The organism is Nocardia pseudovaccinii (assembly GCF_050942345.1).
In the GTDB taxonomy this organism is placed as follows: domain Bacteria; phylum Actinomycetota; class Actinomycetes; order Mycobacteriales; family Mycobacteriaceae; genus Nocardia; species Nocardia pseudovaccinii.
This window is the reverse complement of the sequence record NZ_CP192074.1, coordinates 8,852,187-8,870,469: the sequence shown is the minus strand read 5'-3', so window position 1 is coordinate 8,870,469 and position 18,283 is coordinate 8,852,187. Positions and strand designations below refer to the sequence as shown.

General features: G+C 66.6%; 18 protein-coding genes. 13 read left to right on the top strand and 5 right to left on the bottom strand.

Features of this window, described 5'->3' with window-relative positions:
- Positions 1–25: 25 nt before the first annotated feature.
- A complete protein-coding gene (locus ACQPZ2_RS40090) occupies positions 26–835 on the bottom strand; it encodes a GntR family transcriptional regulator (RefSeq protein ID WP_433523135.1) in 810 nt (269 codons plus the stop codon).
- Between the two features lie 213 nt (positions 836–1,048).
- Between ACQPZ2_RS40090 and ACQPZ2_RS40085 the strand changes: the two genes are divergently transcribed.
- Complete coding sequence (locus ACQPZ2_RS40085; protein WP_245721274.1) at positions 1,049–1,510, top strand: DUF4254 domain-containing protein; 462 nt, start codon at positions 1,049–1,051, stop codon at positions 1,508–1,510.
- Between the two features lie 74 nt (positions 1,511–1,584).
- Here the strand turns inward: ACQPZ2_RS40085 and ACQPZ2_RS40080 are convergent, their stop codons facing one another.
- Together ACQPZ2_RS40080 and ACQPZ2_RS40075 are read right to left on the bottom strand one after the other, a co-directional pair.
- Positions 1,585–1,857 (bottom strand): hypothetical protein, encoded by a 273-nt coding sequence (locus ACQPZ2_RS40080; RefSeq protein WP_433523134.1) that lies wholly within the window; start codon positions 1,855–1,857, stop codon positions 1,585–1,587.
- A 218-nt stretch (positions 1,858–2,075) separates the two neighbouring features.
- Positions 2,076–2,507 (bottom strand): VOC family protein, encoded by a 432-nt coding sequence (locus ACQPZ2_RS40075; protein WP_433523133.1) that lies wholly within the window; start codon positions 2,505–2,507, stop codon positions 2,076–2,078.
- Positions 2,508–2,607: 100 nt separating this feature from the next.
- On the opposite strand from ACQPZ2_RS40075, the gene ACQPZ2_RS40070 reads away from it, so the two are divergent.
- Positions 2,608–3,582 carry a GlxA family transcriptional regulator gene (locus ACQPZ2_RS40070; RefSeq protein ID WP_433523132.1) on the top strand — a complete coding sequence of 325 codons (975 nt, stop codon included), beginning with the start codon at positions 2,608–2,610 and terminating at the stop codon, positions 3,580–3,582.
- A gap of 592 nt (positions 3,583–4,174) precedes the next feature.
- Here the strand turns inward: ACQPZ2_RS40070 and ACQPZ2_RS40065 are convergent.
- Entirely contained in the window at positions 4,175–5,518 is a 1,344-nt protein-coding gene (locus ACQPZ2_RS40065) for an AAA family ATPase (RefSeq protein WP_433527649.1), read from the bottom strand.
- A 2,065-nt stretch (positions 5,519–7,583) separates the two neighbouring features.
- On the opposite strand from ACQPZ2_RS40065, the gene ACQPZ2_RS40060 reads away from it, so the two are divergent.
- From ACQPZ2_RS40060 to truA, 9 genes are all read left to right on the top strand, one after another.
- Positions 7,584–7,838 (top strand): hypothetical protein, encoded by a 255-nt coding sequence (locus ACQPZ2_RS40060; RefSeq protein WP_433527725.1) that lies wholly within the window; start codon positions 7,584–7,586, stop codon positions 7,836–7,838.
- 2,442 nt (positions 7,839–10,280) lie between these two features.
- Positions 10,281–10,502 (top strand): translation initiation factor IF-1, encoded by a 222-nt coding sequence (gene infA, locus ACQPZ2_RS40055; protein ID WP_003418601.1) that lies wholly within the window; start codon positions 10,281–10,283, stop codon positions 10,500–10,502.
- Positions 10,503–10,617: 115 nt separating this feature from the next.
- Complete coding sequence (gene rpmJ / locus ACQPZ2_RS40050) at positions 10,618–10,731, top strand: 50S ribosomal protein L36 (protein ID WP_040686659.1); 114 nt, start codon at positions 10,618–10,620, stop codon at positions 10,729–10,731.
- A gap of 177 nt (positions 10,732–10,908) precedes the next feature.
- Positions 10,909–11,280, top strand: coding sequence for a 30S ribosomal protein S13 (rpsM, locus tag ACQPZ2_RS40045; RefSeq protein ID WP_062983099.1), 372 nt, complete (start codon positions 10,909–10,911; stop codon positions 11,278–11,280).
- A 10-nt stretch (positions 11,281–11,290) separates the two neighbouring features.
- The gene (rpsK, locus tag ACQPZ2_RS40040; RefSeq protein ID WP_014349147.1) at positions 11,291–11,704 is read left to right on the top strand and encodes a 30S ribosomal protein S11; all 414 of its coding nucleotides are present in this window, start codon (positions 11,291–11,293) and stop codon (positions 11,702–11,704) included.
- A 20-nt stretch (positions 11,705–11,724) separates the two neighbouring features.
- Entirely contained in the window at positions 11,725–12,330 is a 606-nt protein-coding gene (gene rpsD, locus ACQPZ2_RS40035; RefSeq protein ID WP_063039138.1) for a 30S ribosomal protein S4, read from the top strand.
- Between the two features lie 102 nt (positions 12,331–12,432).
- A complete protein-coding gene (locus ACQPZ2_RS40030; RefSeq protein ID WP_040686662.1) occupies positions 12,433–13,491 on the top strand; it encodes a DNA-directed RNA polymerase subunit alpha in 1,059 nt (352 codons plus the stop codon).
- 49 nt (positions 13,492–13,540) lie between these two features.
- The gene (gene rplQ / locus ACQPZ2_RS40025) at positions 13,541–14,068 is read left to right on the top strand and encodes a 50S ribosomal protein L17 (protein ID WP_063039137.1); all 528 of its coding nucleotides are present in this window, start codon (positions 13,541–13,543) and stop codon (positions 14,066–14,068) included.
- Between the two features lie 325 nt (positions 14,069–14,393).
- Entirely contained in the window at positions 14,394–15,200 is an 807-nt protein-coding gene (gene truA / locus ACQPZ2_RS40020; protein ID WP_433527648.1) for a tRNA pseudouridine(38-40) synthase TruA, read from the top strand.
- Between the two features lie 64 nt (positions 15,201–15,264).
- On the opposite strand, the gene ACQPZ2_RS40015 is transcribed toward truA, so the two are convergent.
- Positions 15,265–15,708 carry an Hsp20/alpha crystallin family protein gene (locus ACQPZ2_RS40015; protein WP_433527647.1) on the bottom strand — a complete coding sequence of 148 codons (444 nt, stop codon included), beginning with the start codon at positions 15,706–15,708 and terminating at the stop codon, positions 15,265–15,267.
- Positions 15,709–15,859: 151 nt separating this feature from the next.
- Here ACQPZ2_RS40015 and ACQPZ2_RS40010 point away from each other — a divergent pair, with 151 nt between their 5' ends.
- Complete coding sequence (locus ACQPZ2_RS40010; RefSeq protein ID WP_433523131.1) at positions 15,860–16,684, top strand: LLM class F420-dependent oxidoreductase; 825 nt, start codon at positions 15,860–15,862, stop codon at positions 16,682–16,684.
- A 169-nt stretch (positions 16,685–16,853) separates the two neighbouring features.
- Entirely contained in the window at positions 16,854–18,263 is a 1,410-nt protein-coding gene (locus tag ACQPZ2_RS40005) for an MFS transporter (protein WP_433523130.1), read from the top strand.
- Positions 18,264–18,283 lie beyond the last annotated feature (20 nt).

Below are 18,283 nucleotides of genomic sequence, written 5' to 3'. Positions count from 1 at the left end.
CACCGTATTCATGGCGGAACGTTTTTCATGGCAACGCGATCCCCGGCCGGTAGGAGATGCCGAGCGTGTGTCGGATGACGTTGCTGCCCTGGTCGTCGCCGAGTTCATAGGCCAGCCGGTTGCGGGTGGCGATCGACCGATGCCGAGTGGCCCTGGTGATGCGCTCGTGGTTGGCGCCGATGCGTAGATGGTCCAGCAGAATGGTGCCGGTCGCGACGCCGAGCACGATCGCCTCTTCCGCACTGGCCGGACGGGCGGCGAGCGTGTCGCGGTGCGCGGTCTCGCCGTGGCCGCGGTCGGCCAGTCGGCGTGTCGTGCCCTCCGGAATATCGTGCGGCGAGTCGATACCGGTCGCCTCCGCCAAGTCCCGTGGATAGAAGCTGACCTCCCACGACCACGGCTCGTTGTCAAGGAACTGGACGACAGTCCTGGCCAGCACCCAGGAATCCTCCGGCACGCCCAGCCAGTGCGCCACTTCCGGATTCGCGGGTTCCATCTTCGCGCTGAACTCCTTGGTCGGTTCGCGATGTGCGGCGCGCGCGATCTCTTCGAAGATATCGTGGGCCGATTGCGGACGATCCGGACGAATATGGTCGGTGACAACCGATTCCAGGACTTCTTGGTTTCGGACGATGGTGCCACGGGAAGTAGCGGTGTAGACCAAATTCTCGGTGACCAACACCTGAATAGCGTTGCGCGCGGTAGTGATCGAAACCTGCATCTGATCGGCCAGCTCGGTGTGGCTGGGCAACCGATCGCCCGGATTCCACTTGCCTGCGCGGATCTCCTCACGGAGGAGGTCTGCGATCCGGAGATACGTCGGACCGTCCGCCATCTTGCTCCTCGGTCAGTCGTGCAGGTAACGAAGTGTACTCTTCGTCACACCCTACGGCCGGGTAACGCTTGACAGGTGCCTTCAGAGGTTTATTGTAATGAACGTCCTGATCCAGGTGTTGTGCGGCGATGACGGCGAGGCAACGTGGCAGGTTCGGATTCATCAACGGTTGTGATGGCTCTTCCCGGCACACCGAGGTGTGTCGATTCGACGGTGCAGTCCTTGACTCCCGGACTACTTCCCACGTCGGATCTACTTGTTCGGGCGTGTCGCGGTCACCGAGTTGTCGGTGGCCCGCTGCTCTGGTTCGCCCGTGACCTGGCGATTCTGCATGAGAAGCGACTCGTCGGTCGTGGCGGATCGGTATCGACCGATCCGGCGACGATCCTCGAAATCGAGCGTCGCAGAATCGAATTGGTCATGGCTATCGACGATTGGGTGGCGCGCAGCGTGCCGCAGCACCGGCTCGGTGCGACGCTACACACCGAAACCGTGGGCTCGGTCATCGACCGGATCGCGGAATCCTCGGTGCGCGCCCACCACGCGTTGATGACCCTGGACGCGCACGACGAACAGCTACACGTCGCGTGGCATCATCTGGCCGAATTGGCCGATGCCTACGACGATTTGGTGCGCGATGTACTCGCGGGACGGCGGCGACTCCCGGAGTGGTGACGACCCGGGGCGACGAGAGGCCGTGGCTTCCCCACGGGATAGCCACGGCCCCTTCCCGATTCGTGGTGGGCAGCTCACCGGTGCCTGGTGTTGGGCGATAGGCACCAGCGCCCGTCCTCGGCCTCTCGAACCAAATCGCCGTAGGCGATCGACAATTCGGCCAGTCGCGTCCATGCCACGTGCATATGTTCGCCGGTCAGATCATCGGTCATCAGCAGGTGAAAGGCGCGATCGGCGGTGGCCGCGATGCGATCGATCATGTCGCCGAGTTCGGCGTCGCGCCGGTCGGCGGGCGGTAGCGTCAGGTGCTCGGTTGCCCAGGTATTGATGTTGGCAACCAATTCCATTCGGAGACAGTCGATCACGGCAGCACACCGGGGATGCTCGCGTCTTATGCGGTGCAACCGGACCAGATCCCGCGACCATCGGCAGACATGTCCGCGGACCTGTTTTCCGCTCAGCGCGCAGAGTAGTTCGCTGGTGCTCGGCAATGCGGAGCCGACCTTCGTGCCCGCCAGCGCCGGAGTTCGACGGAAGGTCGGATTACTACAGTGCGTCGGCGCGTTCACAGCGGTGCGGTGAGCTCGAGGTGGATGCCGTCGGGATCGCTGAAGGACAGGATCGCGATGCCGAGCCCGTCCAGCGGCGTGACTTCGCCGTGTTCGATTCCGGCCTCGGCCAAACGGGCGGCGGTACGGGTCAGATCGTCGACCGAGGGCACGGTGAAGCTGAGATGATCCAATCCGACGCGTTCGGAATCGAATTTATCGGTCGGTTCGGCCACCGGGCGTAGTCCGAACAGCATTCCGTTCGTTTGGAATACGACGCCGCCGTAGAACTGGGCCGGATCGGTGCGCACCTGTGGATCTTCCGGCCGACCGGGCGATTCCACCGCGATCTCGAAACCGAGCACGTCGCGATAGAACGCCTTGGAGCGGTCGATATCGGTCACGGTCAGGCGGATGTGGTGGATACCGGTGGTTTCGACGATCGTCATATGAACTCCGCAGGGCAGGCCGGATAAGTAGTACGAACAGTAAGCCGCTTATTCCGCAGTTCCGAGTGTCGGAAACGACATATTCAGTACTGTTTGCGACATGGATGTAGCGGTTTTCGTGCAGGACGGCGTCGCCGACCTCGGACTTACCGCCGTACTGGAGACCTTCGCGACCGCAAACGGACTGCGCGAGGAACTGGATACGGCTCCCGATCCATGGCGGGTGCACATCGTCGCCGATGGCGAACAAGTGCTTACAGCGCACGGTTTTCGCGCGCAGACGACACCGATAACCGAACTGCCGGACGATGTCGGTCTGATCGTCGTCCCCGCAACGCGCGTGCTGGATGCGGATGGGCTGATCGGCGTGGTCTCCGCACCCGCGAATCGGCCGGTGCTGCAACTGATGACGCGGGCCTACGAATCCGGCGCGCATCTCGCCGCGGCCTGTACCGGCACCTTCTATCTGGCCGAGGCGGGTGTGCTGGACGGTGTGGCGGCGACGACGAGCTGGTGGCTCGGCCCGGCCTTTCGGCGCCGATATCCGCGCATCGACCTGGACGAGAGTCGAATCCTGTGCCGGGCGGATCGGCTCACCACCGCGGCGGCCTCGCTATCGCATATCGACCTCGCACTGGCGCTGATCGCCGCGCAGAGTCCGACCCTGGCCGAGCTGACCGCCCGATATCTGGTGGTCGGTGATCGCCGAACGCAGAGCGACTCCGCGATCCCCGAGGTGATCGCCCGCAACGACTCCCTGGTCGCCGCATTCGAGCGCTGGGTGCGCGACCACGTCGCCGACCAGTTCCGCATCGCCGACGCCGCGCATCTGCTCGGCGTCACCGAACGCACGCTACAGCGCGCCACCCAAGCCGAAATCGGAATGTCGCCACGGGATTTCGTGCACGAGGTCCGGTTGGAACGCGCCACCCAACTGCTGCGCACCACGACCCTGACCATCGACGCGATAGCGGTCAAGGTCGGCTACCTGAACGCGGGCACACTGCGCGGACTGTTCCGCCGCCGTCGCGGGCGGTCGATCGCGGAGGTGCGGGCGTCCCGGTTGTCCTGGTGAGTCGCGCATGACTACGGCATCGATGATCACGACGGAGCGAGTCTTACGAGCGGCCCGTCTCGCGGCCCGTCTCGCGGCCGAGTCGTCGAAGTGCATGCGACGAAGTCGCGGGTTTGGACGACCCGAGGTGCGTGCGTGGGGTGCCGACTGCCCCGGCATCGGTGATCACGACGGAGCGAGTCTTACGAGCGGCCCGTCTCGCGGCCCGTCTCGCGGCCGAGTCGTCGAAGTGCATGCGACGAAGTCGCGGGTTTGGACGACCCGAGGTGCGTGCGTGGGGTGCCGACTGCGCCGGCATCGGTGATCACGACGGAGCGAGTCTTACGAGCGGCCCGTCTCGCGGCCCGTCTCGCGGCCGAGTCGTCGAAGTGCATGCGACGAAGTCGCGGGTTTGGACGACCCGAGGTGCGTGCGTGGGGTGCCGACTGCGCCGGCATCGGTGATCACGACGGAGCGAGTCTTACGAGCGGCCCGTCTCGCGGCCCGTCTCGCGGCCGAGTCGTCGAAGCGCATGCGACGAAGTCGCGAGTCTCGACGGCTCGGACGCGAGACACCAGGGGGCCGCGAACACGCCGCGCCGAAGGCGCGGCAATTAGACACTGTAGCGACGGTGATCGATGCCGAATTCGTCTGCGACCGTAGCGGCGAGTTCGACGTAGGCGCGTTTGGTGGTCTTGTGCAGACGATGCAGATCGATCTCGGCGCCCTCGGACAGGTGCGAGTCGTACGGGATGATGTGCACCGCGCGGCAGCGCGACAGGAAGTACTCGCGCAGCTGCTGGATGCCGACATTCGGGGAACCCTCACGCGGCAGGTTGATCACCACGACCGCATTGCGGACCAGATGATCGTGGCCGTGCAGGGACAACCAGTCGAGCGTCGCCGCCGCACTGCGCGCGCCATCGATCGCGGCCGAGGAGATCAGTACCAGCGAATGCGCGAGGTCGAGCACGCCGCCCATCGCCGAATGCATCAGTCCGGTACCGCAGTCGGTCAGGATGATGTTGTAGAACCGCTGCAGGATGCGCGCGACCGCGCGGTACTCCTCGTCGTTGAACGCCTCCGACGCCGCCGGATCCCGTTCGCTGGCAAGCACTTCCAATCGGCTGGTGCCCTGCGAGGTGTGCCTGCGCACATCCGAATAGCGCTGGATCGCGGGATCCAGCAAGAGATCGCGCACGGTCGATCGGGTCTGCAACGGCACCCGCTGCGACAGCGTGCCGAAGTCCGGATTGGCATCGACCGCGATCACCCGGTCGCCACGGATGGAGGCGAAAATCGACCCGAGACCCATTGTCGTGGTGGTCTTTCCGACACCACCCTTGAGCGAGAGCACCGCGATCCGATAGTCACCGCGCACCGGCTGCCGGATCCGCGCCACCAACTCCTGCAGCCGCAACTCCTCCGCGGACAAGCCGGGATTGATCGCGCCACCGGAAACATGGTGCACGGCCTTGCGCCACCCACCGCTCGGCGACTTCTTCGCACGCCGCAACGGCACGTCATCGAGCGAAGGCTGCGGCCCGTGCGGATGCTGCGGCTGATACTGACCACCCTGCTGATACCCGGGCGGCGGCCCGGCCGGTGGTTGGCCGTACCCAGCCTGCGGATCCCCAACGGGCGGTTGCTGTCCCATCGGCCCATGCCCCTGCTGCGCGAAGCCCTGCGCCGCAGGATTTTGCCACTGCTCACCCTCGGGCGCCCGCCCGATCGGCGGCTGCCCATACCCGGGCGCACCTTGCCGTGGTGCGTGATCGCCACTGGGCGCTTGGCCGGTGGGACCGGATGCGCCTTGCCACGGTCCCTGGTCGCTGCCAGGTGCCTGGCCTGTCGGGCCGAATTCGCCTTGCTGTGTTTGGTTGCTGCCAGGTGCCTGCCCCGTAGGTGCGGGTCCGCCTTGCCATTGCGCGTCGTCGCTGCCGGATGCTCGCCCGATGGGTCCGCTCTGCGACGATGCCTGGTCGCTGCCGGGTGCCTGTCCCGTATGCGCAGGCCCGCCTTGCCATGATGCTTGGTCGCCGCCGGATGCTCGGCCCGTCGGCGCGGAGTTGCCTTGCCCCGGTGTGTGATCGCTGCCGGGTGCCCGCCCGATGGGTCCGCTCTGTGACGGTGCCTGGTCACTGCCGCGCGCCTGCCCCATGGGCGCAGGGCCGCCCTGCCATTGCGCGTGGTCGCCAGATGCCTGGCCGGTGGGTGTGAGTCCGCCTTGCCACGTCGAGTGATCGCCGCCCGGCGCCTGCCCGGTGGGCTCGCTCTGCCACGGTGCCCGTTCGCCGTCGGGTGCCTGCCCCGTAGGCCCAGGTCCGTTCTGCCAAGGTGGTCCGACCTGCCCGCTGACCGGTGCCTGTCCGGTGGACGGTTGTGCGTACCCCGGTCCGCCCTGCCACGGCGCCGCCTGATCGCTGCCAGGTGCTTGCCCTATAGATCCAGGCCCACTCGGCCGTGATGCTTGGTCGCTGCCAGGTGCGTGGCCGGTGGGCGTGAGTCCGCCCTGCCACGGCGCGTGTTCGCCTCCGGGCCCTTGCCCTGTGGGTCCGCTCTGCGAGGGTGGGCCGACTTGATCGCCGACCGGTGCCTGCCCGATGTGCGGTTGCGCGTACTCGGGTCCGCCCTGCCACGGTGCGGCCTGATCGCTGCCGGGTGCTCGGCCCGCAGTTCCTGGGCCGCTCGGCCGTGGTGCTTGGTCGCTGCCAGGTGCGTGGCCGGTGGGCGCGAGTCCGCCTTGCCGCGGTGCGTGTTCGCCTTCGGGCCCTTGCCCCGTGGGTCCGCTCTGCCATGGCATTTGATCGCTGCCCGGTGCGCGCCCGATGGGTCCGCTCTGCGACGGTGCCTGGTCGCTGCTGGGCACCTGCCCCGTGGGTACCGGGCCGCCCTGCCACTGATCGCCAGACCCTTGACCCGCTGGTCCGTGTCCGCCTTGCCACGGCGCATGGTCGCTAGGTGCTTGCCCTGTGGGTGTCGGGCTGCCTTGCCACGGTGCGCGATCGCCGCCGGGTGCTTGCCCCATGGGGCCGCTCTGCCACGGTGCTTGGTCGCCGCCGAGTGCTCGGCCGGTGGATGGTTGCGCGTACCCGGGTCCGTTCTGCCATGGCGCGGCCGGGTCGCCGATGGGTGCATGCCCTGTGGGCCCAGGTCCGTTCTGCGATGGTGGGCCGGTCCGATCGCCGACAGGTGTCTGCCCGGTGGGCGGCTGGGCGGATCCAGTTCCGTTGTGCCACTGACTATTCGGCTGGTCGGTGCCTGGTGCTTGTCCTGATGCGGGCTGCACGTCCCCGGGGGCATTACGGTCGCCGCGCTGCCCTTCGGCTACCGCGGATTGCTCCGCTCCGGCAACACTTCCTCGGTCGCCCGGCCCATGCGGTGCCGACTGCTCGCTCGTCGGAACCTGCTGATCGCCCGCAGTGTCGGTCGCCCCTGCGGCCTCATCGTCCGCCTCGGCGGCCGCGTCGATTTCCGATGGCAACCGGTGCCGTCCAGCGACGGGCGTCGGTGCGCCCGTCGTGCCGGCGACGGGGTGCGCAGCCCAACCAGGCGTGGCCAACTCACGTCCTCGTTGCGCCGCACCGGATCCAGACTGTCCTGCCGTCCCGGTCGGCCGCTGGGATTCGGCTGCGGTTCCCTGCGGTCCCGAGCCCGGACGTCCGAGCTCCTCGCTCGGTGCCTGCGGTGCCCCCGATTCCGGGAACTCAGAACCCGTCGGATCGGGGCCGGTGACCCATCCGGGAGCGGTCGACCCGCTATCGCGTTGCGGCCGAACCGATTCCGAAACTCCGGTACCGGTGGGCCCTTGGAAATCAGCTCCCTGCGGCGCGAAGGGCGGCTGGTGGAACTCGCCGCCGGGTGCTCGTGGTGCGGATGCCGGGCGATGGAACTGGCCCGGTGTCCGAGGTGCTGCTTCCGAGCTGGCTGCCCGCGCGGAGGCCGGATCGTCGCTGGCGGTGTGCGTCGCATGGCCGTACTGGCTGTAGTCGTGCGGTGTACCGCCGCTCGCGGACGATGTTGTGCCCGAGGGCGATCCGCCTGCGGGGTGGCCGGTGCCCGCGCCCGAATCCTGGGTGCCGCGCGGTGCGGGGCCGTACTCCGAGGAGGCGGTGCTGGGCACCCGGGAGGAGCCACCCGGCCGCCTGGCCGGATCGACCGTCGCGGAATCGAATATCGGTGTCGCACCAGAGGATCGCGCGCGATCGCCCTCGGCGGAACCCGCTGCGTCGTTCGCGGTCTGCGCTGCACCGAGCGCTCGTGCCGAATCATCCTGATCCGTACGGCTTACCGCGCCCGGTTCATCCGCCGACGCCCCGGCCGCCGAGCCGGAACCCCGTGCCACACCAGCGTCCGCGGGTATACCGGAGGCCGACTGTGCGTCGAATTCCCCTGGTGGCGGCGGCAACTCAGGCCGCTGCGCGCTGCGCGCACCTTGCTCGTCGGCGGTCTGATCCTCCGACGGCCGCTGTGGCGCGAGCCAAGGCGGCGGACCATCGTCACCTTGCGAGTCCGCCGGACCCGCCTCGTCCAATTGCTGCGCCGGGCCATCGCCCCCGTGCGAGTCAGCCCGGCGCGACTCATCGAGTGCTGGGCCCGAGCTGTCCGTACGCGAGCCCGGCCGTGACTCGTCGAGTCGCGAAGGCGGACCGTCGACTCCGCGCGGGTCGTGCGGCCGCGGTTCATCGTGTCGGGTGGGCGGTCCGGCGACGCCATGAGAGCCCTGTGGGTTCGGTTCTTCGACTCGCGAAGGCGGGCCGTCGAACCCGGGTGAGTGCTGCGAGGACGGGCCATCGATTCCGCCCGCGTGCGGTTCGTCTAGCCGTGCGGACGGTGCGTCGGTGCCGCCCGAGGTCGTTGCGGATGGTGCGCCGACCTGTGCGGGCGGCGTGAGCTGGCCATTTTCCGACCGGTTTTCGGGCACCGAAGTCGGCCCGGGATGAGCTGGTGCCGAGGCTGTGGGGGTATGCGGGCCCATGCCAGCCGCCGGTTGGCCCTGCTCGGTGCGGGGCGTATCGAGCCATGCGGGTGGGGCGTCGAAGTCGCCGGTCCCCGGCCGCTCGCTCGTCGGCGGCTGCGGTGGTGCGGCAGGCGAATACGGTTGTGCGGCGGCCTGGTTCGGCGGGGACGGCAGGTCGGGGCGCGACGCCTGGTAGCGCACCGTTTCCTCGATGGGCGGGGGCGGCTCTGCGGCAATCGGCTGGCCCGCACCCGGCTGCTGGTAATCGGCAGCGGGCTGCTGAGGGCCGGAAGGGTGCACCAGCGGTTGCGACGGTTGCGACGGTGGCGTCGGCGGCCTGCTGCCGAGCGGGTCGAAACCGGCGGAGGGCTGGCCGGGGTGGCGGGTCGGCAGCTGATTGCTGCCCTGCCAACCGTTTTCCGAGCGCGGCGAACCCTGACCTGGCCCATCCGGGCGCGCAGGTGGACCGGAGTCGTGCTGAGGTGGACCCTGTCGGCCTGGCTCGGGGCCGCGCTGGGGTTCGGGTCCGCGAAAGGCGTTCGGGCCCTGGAAACCACCCGATCCGCTGTGTAGTTCGAAACCCGGACCGGACAATTCGCGCCCCGCCGAACCTGGGCGCTGGCCCTGTTCTTCGGGCTGCTCGTCCTTACCTTTGCGACGGCCGAATCGGCGCTTGTCCCGGCGCGCGGCTTCGGGACGCTCGGTCTCCGGCGCGCGCTTGGAACGTCCACGCCGCGAAGGCGCTTCATCGATGAGGTCGTCGTGTGGCAGGTTCTGTACGGGTGCTTCGTAGCCGCCGGTGACATCGCTCTCGGAAAGCCACGGGGGCAGCATGGGGAGGCCGTCGTTATTACGGCTCACACGTCCCCCTTGATCTGCTCGACCTTTATTCCTGGGCTGTGGTCAGTTTACGCGACGACTCTGCCTCATCACGGGTGGGGAGTGGGCCGAATGACCGGTTTTCGAACGCCCCTATCGCGGGATCTGTTGGACCCATGCGCCTCTCGATAGATAGGCCGAGATGTGCTGTGCCGTATGACCGGCGCACTCCGCATGGCAGATTGCCGCGCGTCTGCTTCGTCACCAGCATCCGGCCTCGATCCTGATCTCCGGCGGGCCTCTACTTTCCGGCGAGGGCGGCCTCTATATCCCGCTGAGCAATCGTCTTCGCCAACGCTCCGCACCGCCGGAGTGACGAACGCGTTCGCGACCGCATTCGGTGCGACCAATTCACGAAGCATCGCCACGCTCCGGCTCTGCCTTACAGTGCAGTGCCCTGACCTCGCTCGGCCACGGTGGATGGCGACGAACCGCGATGCCGATGCCGATGCCGTGGCCGATGCCGAACGGGGGACTGTGCCAGATAAGAGAGGGGGGGATCGTGTCGGATAAGACAGCCCGGCTGGGAAGCCGGTGGGCATTCGACGACGAGCAGAGCAGCACCGACTTCCGGTCTCGCCACCGACGGTGGCCGCTGCGTGACGATCACGACTGCAATGCGGCTCCGGCCACCACGACCACGCTGGCAACCGCGGGTCCGCGCACTGGGTCGCGCGCACCAAAAGCGGGACAATAGCCGCTCCCGCACGCTGTGACCAGGGCGAATTGGCCTGCCCGCAATTAAACCGGTAAGCTTGGTCGGCGGTGCACCTACGCGCCGACTGTTTGCATGCCGCCGATCGGGACGACCGATGGGTACATGGAAGCAGATACAAGGCAATCAAACCAGGTTTGAGCGTAAACCGGGATCGCGGAGGACATGGCGAAGAAAGACGGGGCCATCGAGGTCGAGGGTCGAGTTGTCGAGCCGCTGCCCAATGCGATGTTCCGGATCGAGCTCGAGAACGGACACAAGGTTCTCGCGCACATCAGCGGAAAGATGCGGCAGCACTACATTCGCATCCTTCCCGAGGACCGTGTGGTCGTCGAGCTTTCGCCCTACGACCTGTCGCGCGGCCGCATCGTTTACCGCTACAAGTGATCGCGCCGGAAGGCGTGACCATCGAGCCGCAAGGCTCACCACAGAGACTTCCCCAGTCGTCGGCTGGGGAAAAACTGTGTTCACACCCGTGTGAACCGAACAAGATTGGACGGACGTGAAGGTTCAGCCGAGCGTCAAGAAGATCTGCGAGAAGTGCAAGGTGATCCGCCGTCACGGTCGGGTCATGGTGATCTGCGAGAACCTGCGCCACAAGCAGCGTCAGGGCTGAGTTCGCAACACCAGCCGGGCACCGATCACTGATCGGCTTGGCCAACTAAAAAGAAGACCTCCCAGCGCCAGCGGGCACACGCAGTGCCCGCCTACCCCCGGACCGGAGGCCGGGGCCCCACCAAGACGAGGGGACGGACAGGGAGCAGACCTCCGCAACGATTAAGGAACCTGCCACATGGCACGTCTCATGGGCGTTGATCTTCCGCGCGAAAAGCGCATGGAGATCGCACTGACCTACATTTTCGGCATCGGCCGTACCCGCGCCAAGGAGATCCTCGAGGCGACGGGCGTCAGCCCGGACCTGCGCTCGAAGGACCTCAGCGACGAGCAGGTCACGCAGCTGCGTGACTACATCGAGGGTTCGGCCCTCAAGGTCGAGGGTGACCTGCGCCGCGAGGTGCAGGCCGACATTCGACGCAAGATCGAGATCGGCTGCTACCAGGGTCTGCGCCACCGTCGTGGCCTGCCCGTGCGCGGCCAGCGCACCAAGACCAACGCGCGCACCCGCAAGGGCCCGAAGCGCACCGTCGCAGGCAAGAAGAAGTAGGGGATAAAGGATGCCTCCGAAGAGTCGGGCCTCCGGCCCCAAGAAGACCCAGAAGTCGCGTCGCCGGGAAAAGAAGAACGTCCCGCACGGCCACGCGCACATCAAGAGCACGTTCAACAACACGATCGTGTCGATCACCGACCCGTCCGGCAACGTCATCTCGTGGGCGTCCTCGGGCCACGTCGGCTTCAAGGGCTCGCGCAAGTCGACCCCGTTCGCCGCGCAGCTCGCCGCCGAGAACGCTGCCCGCAAGGCGCAGGAGAACGGCGTCAAGAAGGTCGACGTGTTCGTCAAGGGCCCGGGTTCGGGCCGCGAGACCGCGATCCGTTCGCTGCAGGCCGCAGGCCTGGAAGTCGGCACGATCTCCGATGTCACCCCGCAGCCGCACAACGGCTGCCGTCCGCCCAAGCGGCGTCGCGTCTAGCGGGAAAGGAATAACGAAAAATGGCTCGTTACACAGGCCCTATCACCCGCAAGTCGCGTCGTCTGCGGGTCGACCTCGTCGGAGGCGACCAGGCGTTCGAGCGTCGTCCCTACCCGCCGGGCCAGCACGGCCGCGCGCGGATCAAGGAGAGCGAGTACCTGCTCCAGCTGCAGGAGAAGCAGAAGGCGCGCTTCTCCTACGGCGTCATGGAGAAGCAGTTCCGCCGGTACTACGAAGAGGCCAACCGCCTCAAGGGCAAGACCGGTGACAACCTGCTCCGTCTGCTCGAGACCCGGCTCGACAATGTCGTGTACCGCGCCGGTCTGGCGCGCACCCGTCGGCAGGCTCGCCAGCTGGTCAGCCACGGTCACTTCCTGGTGAACAACCGGGCCGTGAACGTCCCCAGCTTCCAGGTGACCCAGTACGACATCATCGATGTCAAGGAGAAGTCGCTCGGCACGCTGCCCTTCCAGGTCGCGCGCGAGACCGTCGGCGACCGCCCGGTTCCGGGTTGGCTGCAGGTGCTCCCCGGTCGTCTGCGGATCCTGGTGCACCAGCTCCCGGAGCGCGCTCAGATCGATGTGCCGCTGCAGGAACAGCTGATCGTCGAGTACTACTCGAAGTAACAGCTTTCGTGCTGGTGGGTGACCGCCTGAACCAGGTGGTCACCCACAACCCCCAAAACGTGGGCATCAAATAGTGGGTGCCCGTACAGGAGGATGATCCTAATGCTGATTTCACAGCGTCCGACGCTGACCGAAGAGGTCGTCGCCGAGAACCGCTCGAAGTTCACCATCGAACCGCTCGAGCCGGGCTTCGGTTACACCCTCGGCAACTCGCTGCGGCGTACCCTGCTGTCCTCGATTCCGGGGGCCGCGGTCACGAGCATCCGCATCGACGGCGTCCTGCACGAGTTCACCACCGTTCCCGGTGTGAAGGAGGATGTCACCGACATCATCCTGAACCTCAAGGGTCTGGTCGTGTCCTCGGAGGAGGACGAGCCGGTCACGATGTACGTGCGCAAGCAGGGCCCGGGCACCGTCACCGCCGGTGACATCGTGCCGCCTGCCGGTGTTGTCGTGCACAACCCGGATATGCACATCGCCACCCTGAACGACAAGGGCAAGCTGGAGATCGAGCTCGTCGTCGAGCGCGGTCGCGGTTACGTCCCGGCGGTGCAGAACAAGGCGTCCGGCGCGGAAATCGGCCGGATCCCGGTGGATTCGATCTACTCGCCGGTGCTCAAGGTGACCTACAAGGTGGAGGCCACCCGTGTCGAGCAGCGCACCGACTTCGACCGTCTGATCCTGGACGTGGAGACCAAGAACTCCATCACCGCCCGGGACGCGCTCGCTTCGGCGGGCAAGACCCTGGTCGAGCTGTTCGGCCTGGCCCGTGAGCTCAACGTCGAAGCCGAAGGCATCGAGATCGGCCCTTCGCCGGCCGAGGCGGATCACATCGCCTCGTTCGGTCTGCCGATCGAGGATCTGGACCTCACCGTCCGGTCCTACAACTGCCTCAAGCGCGAGGGCGTGCACACGGTCGGCGAGCTCGTGGCCCGCACCGAATCGGATCTGCTGGACATCCGCAACTTCGGCCAGAAGTCCATCGACGAGGTCAAGGTCAAGCTGCATGCGCTCGGCCTCTCGCTGAAGGACAGCCCGGCCTCGTTCGATCCTTCGTCCGTGGTGGGTTACGACGCGAGCACCGGAACGTGGAGCGACAGCGGCACGTTCAGTGACACCGATGGCGGCGAGCAGGACTACGCCGAGACCGAACAGCTCTAGGCCGCTGGGGTAGGCACCCCGGCCCGGCCTCACACAAGGAGAACAAACAATGCCCAAGCCCAAGAAGGGTGCCCGCTTCGGCGGGTCGGCGTCGCACCAGAAGGCGATCTTCGCCAATCTGGCCACGGCGCTCTTCGAGCACGGTCGTATCACGACCACCGAGGCCAAGGCCAAGGCGCTGCGCCCCTACGCCGAGAAGCTGGTCACCAAGGCGAAGGCCGGCACCCTGGCCGACCGTCGCGAGGTGCTCAAGGTCATCCGCAACAAGGATGTCGTCCACGAGCTCTTCGCCTCGATCGGTCCGTCGTTCGAGGGCCGCGAGGGTGGCTACACCCGCATCACCAAGACGCTGCCCCGCAAGGGTGACAACGCGCCGATGGCGGTCATCGAGCTGGTCCGGGAGAAGACCGTGACCAACGAGGCCGACCGCGCTCGTCGCGTTGCCGCGTCCAAGAAGGCCGAGGCGCCCGTCGCCGAGACCGTGGTCGAGGAGCAGGCCGATGCGGCCGTCGCCGAGACCGTCGAGGCCGAGGCCCCCGCTGCCGACGAGGCCGCTGAGGACAAGAAGGACGCCTGACGCTCGCGTTGGAAGTCTTCGAAGGAGCCCGCCGCACCCTCTGTGGGTCGGCGGGCTCATTCGTGTCCGAAGGAGATCGCTTTCGCGGCAGCGTGTTCCACGTGTGCGAGGTGGATCTCGATGAGCGAAGCGCTGGCTCGCGCGTATCGAGCAGGAGATGACCGTGACCGTGCAGGATTCGACCGGTTCGTTCGCGACCCGTAGCGCCGCGCCCCATCGCCCCGGCGGGGGTGGGGGGCCAGCGGCGGATTCCGTCCTTCGTCGAGGTGACGAGGTGCGCCCCGATAGCGGGGTCGGGCTGGATGGCGGGACGAACGTGTTGCGCGTGCGGCTCGACATCTCCTACGACGGTACGGATTTCATCGGCTGGGCGCGGCAACCGGGTCTGCGCACCGTGCAGGGTGTGCTCGAGGAATCGCTGAGCAAAGTGTTCCGCGAGCCGATCCAATTGACCGTCGCGGGACGCACCGATGCCGGTGTACATGCCGAGGGGCAGGTCGCGCATTTCGATATCGGGACCGAACCGGATGCGGCCAAGCTCATCCATCGCATGGCGCGGTTTCTGCCGAAAGACGTGCGGATCAAGGACATTCGCGTCGTCCCGGCCGAATTCGACGCGCGTTTCTCGGCGATCCGCCGCCACTATGCGTATCGGCTGACCACCGCGCCATATGGTGCCGAGCCGCTCCAGGCTCGCAGTGTTGTCGCCTGTCGTCACGACGTCGATCTCGAAGCCATGCGCGAGGCGTCGCGAAAGTTGTTGGGGCTGAAAAACTTTGCCGCATTCTGCCGCCGCCGCGATGGTGCCACCACCGTCCGTGAACTCCAGCGCTTCGACTGGGAGCGCGATGGCGACCTGCTCATCGCCTATGTCAGCGCGGATGCGTTCTGCTGGTCCATGGTGCGCAGCCTCGTCGGCGCGGTGCTCGCGGTGGGGGAGGGGCGTCGCACGCCCGACTGGGTCGCCGCGCTACTCAACGAAACCGAGCGCTCCAGTTCGGTCACCGTGGCGCCCGCACATGGTCTGAGTCTCATTGCCGTCGACTATCCCGACGATGCCGACCTCGCCGCGCGCAATGCCGAAACCCGCGAAATGCGTACTGTCCCAACCGAAGGCTGCTGCGGCGACTGAGCTGACGGGGCTCCCGCACCGTGAATCTGCGGGCACGGGCGGTGCGGGAGCATGACCCAGCGAATCAGCCGGACGAACTTGCTTCGATCGTCCGTGGCTGGCTGGAACCGGAGATTTCGATACGGCGCGGCTTGGCCCGTTCGGCGATCGGAATCGTCACCGAGAGCACGCCGTTGTTATAGGTTGCGCTGATCTTGTCGGCATCGACATTGTCGCCGAGGCTGAGCTGGCGCATATAGGTGCCGGCGAAGCGCTCGGACGCAATCCATTGGACGCCTTCGTCGCTCGGCAGGCTGCGCTGCGCGCGCAGGGTGAGTGTGCCGTTGTCGACGCTCACATCCACCGAGCCGGGGTCCACACCGGGCAGGTCGGCGTTGAGTACGTAATGATCGCCTGCCTTGAACAGATCCATCGGCATGAACCGTGGCGCGCGGGATGTCCCGATGGATTCGCCGAGCAGCTGGCGGGCAACGGTGTCGATGTCATGGAATGGATCGAACCGGAGCACAGCAATCACCTCCATTTCACTAGCGGCGGCGCCTGCCACGGCGGCAAGCGCCGGAAGCTGTGCACCATCCAAGTTAGCACTCTGAGATAGAGAGTGCTAACCCGATTTGGAGGTCGGAATAGGAACCGTGACAGCGTGGTTGGCTCGGAACATGGCGATCGCAGATCTCGGACGGTTCGGTGTATGGCGCTACTACGGGGCGTTCACCCCGCAGGACGCCCAGGACTTGGAAGGACTCGGTTACGGCACCCTGTGGCTCGGCGGGTCCCCGCCCGCCGAATTGCCCGTGATCGAGTCGCTGCTCGAGGCGACCGAGTCGATCACCGTCGCCACCAGCATCGTGAACATCTGGACCGCACCCGCGAAGCAGGTCGCGGAGTCGTTCCACCGGATCGACGCGCGCTTCCCCGGTCGGTTCCTGCTCGGCCTCGGCGCGGGCCACCCAGAACACCAGGGCGAATACCGCAAGCCCTACGACGCGCTGAGCGAATACTTCGACGAACTGGATGCCGCGGGCGTACCGAAGGAGCGCCGCGCCCTCGCCGCCCTCGGCCCGCGCGTGCTGCGGCTCGCGGCGCAACGATCCGCTGGCGCGCTGCCCTACCTCGTCACCCCGGAACACACCGCCCGCGCCCGCGCCGAACTCGGTGAGGGTGTGCTGCTGGCCACCGAACACAAGGTGGTCCTCGACGAAGATCCGGTCCGCTCCCGCATCACCGCCCGTCCACGCGTCGAGTTCTATCTCGACCTCCAGAATTATGTCAGCAATCTGCGCCGCCTCGGCTTCAGCGACGACGATGTGACCAAACCCGGCAGCGATCGCCTCATCGACGCCCTGGTAGCCCACGGCGACGCGGACTCGATCGTCGATCGCCTCTCCACCCACCTGAACGCAGGCGCCGACCACGTCGTCATCCAAGTCCTCGCCGACGAAGCCGCCACTCTGCGCACCCTCGCACCGCTGCTCGCGAAGTAGACCGTGGTGGCGATCGGCTGATTTTGCGGCCGATCGCGATTTCGGCCGCGAAAGACAACATTCGTCCTAAGACAGCGTTAGAAAGGGTGCCGTCCGCTTCCATCGGCGCTGTGACTGCGCACACACTGGTCTCCGACCGACGCAAGGCCGCGTCGAAGAAGGAGATCTTGTGACTACGACACAGCCTGTCGGCGAGCGCCGGGTGGTCGCGAATGTATTGCGTGGTTCCATCGGCAATCTCGTCGAGTGGTACGACTGGTATGTCTACACGGCATTCAGCGTGTATTTCGCGAAGTCGTTCTTCCCGAAGGGTGACTCGACCGCGCAATTGCTTTCCACTGCAGCGATTTTCGCGGTCGGGTTCCTCATGCGGCCGCTCGGTGGTTGGCTGCTCGGCCGCTATGCCGACAAGTTCGGACGCCGCTCGGCGCTCACGCTCTCGGTGACGGTGATGGCGGCGGGGTCGCTGCTGATCGCGCTGACGCCTGGATACCAGACGATCGGAATCGTTGCGCCGGCACTGCTTTTGCTGGCCCGGCTGTTGCAGGGTCTTTCGGTGGGGGGCGAATACGCAACCAGCGCAACGTATTTGTCCGAGGTGGCCTCGACGGGTAAGCGCGGGTTCTATTCGAGCTTCCAGTACGTCACGCTGGTCGCCGGACAGTTGGTGGCGCTCGGTGTGCAGATCATCCTGCAGCAGTTCCTGAACAACGCCCAGATGAACAACTGGGGCTGGCGCATTCCGTTCGTGATCGGTGCGGCGGGCGCGCTGATCGTGATGTGGCTGCGACGCAGCATGGACGAATCCGAGCACTTCGAGGCCGAGGTCGAGGCCGAACGTGACCCGGCGGCGAGCAGCGCCGGTGCAAACCAGCCTGCGCGCGGTTCGTTGCGGATGCTGCTGCAGTACCCGCGGGAATGCCTGCTGGTGATCGGGCTGACGCTCGGCGGCACCGTCGCGTTCTACACCTACACCACGTACATGCAGAAGTTCATGATCAATACCTCCGGCATCGCCAAGCCGACGGTCTCGTGGATCAACTTCATCGCACTGCTGGTCTTCGTGGTGCTGCAGCCGCTGGCCGGGGCACTGTCCGACCGGGTCGGACGACGTAAGTTGCTGATTTTCTTCGGCGTCGCGGGCACCCTGCTCACCGTGCCGATCATGACCGTGATCGCGCACACCAAGAATCCGATCGCCGCCTGGGCGCTGATGATGGGCGCGTTGGTCATCATCACCGGCTACACCTCGATCAACGCCATCGTGAAGGCCGAGCTGTTCCCGACCAAGATCCGCGCGCTCGGCGTCGGCCTCCCGTACGCGCTGACTGTCGCGATCTTCGGCGGCACGGCCGAAACCATCGCGCTGTCGCTGAAGCAGGCGAACCATGAATCGCTGTACTTCTGGTACGTCGCCGGATGCATCGGAATCTCGCTGCTGACCTACTGGTTCATGCGAGAGACCTCGAGCGGATCCGCCATCGACGCCGATGCCGCTGCCACGGACGATGTTTCGCTCACCAAGGCGGATACCTCGGCCGCCGGGCCGGACCATGACCTCGCGGCGGCTCGACCCTGACGGCCCGACCGCATACGCCG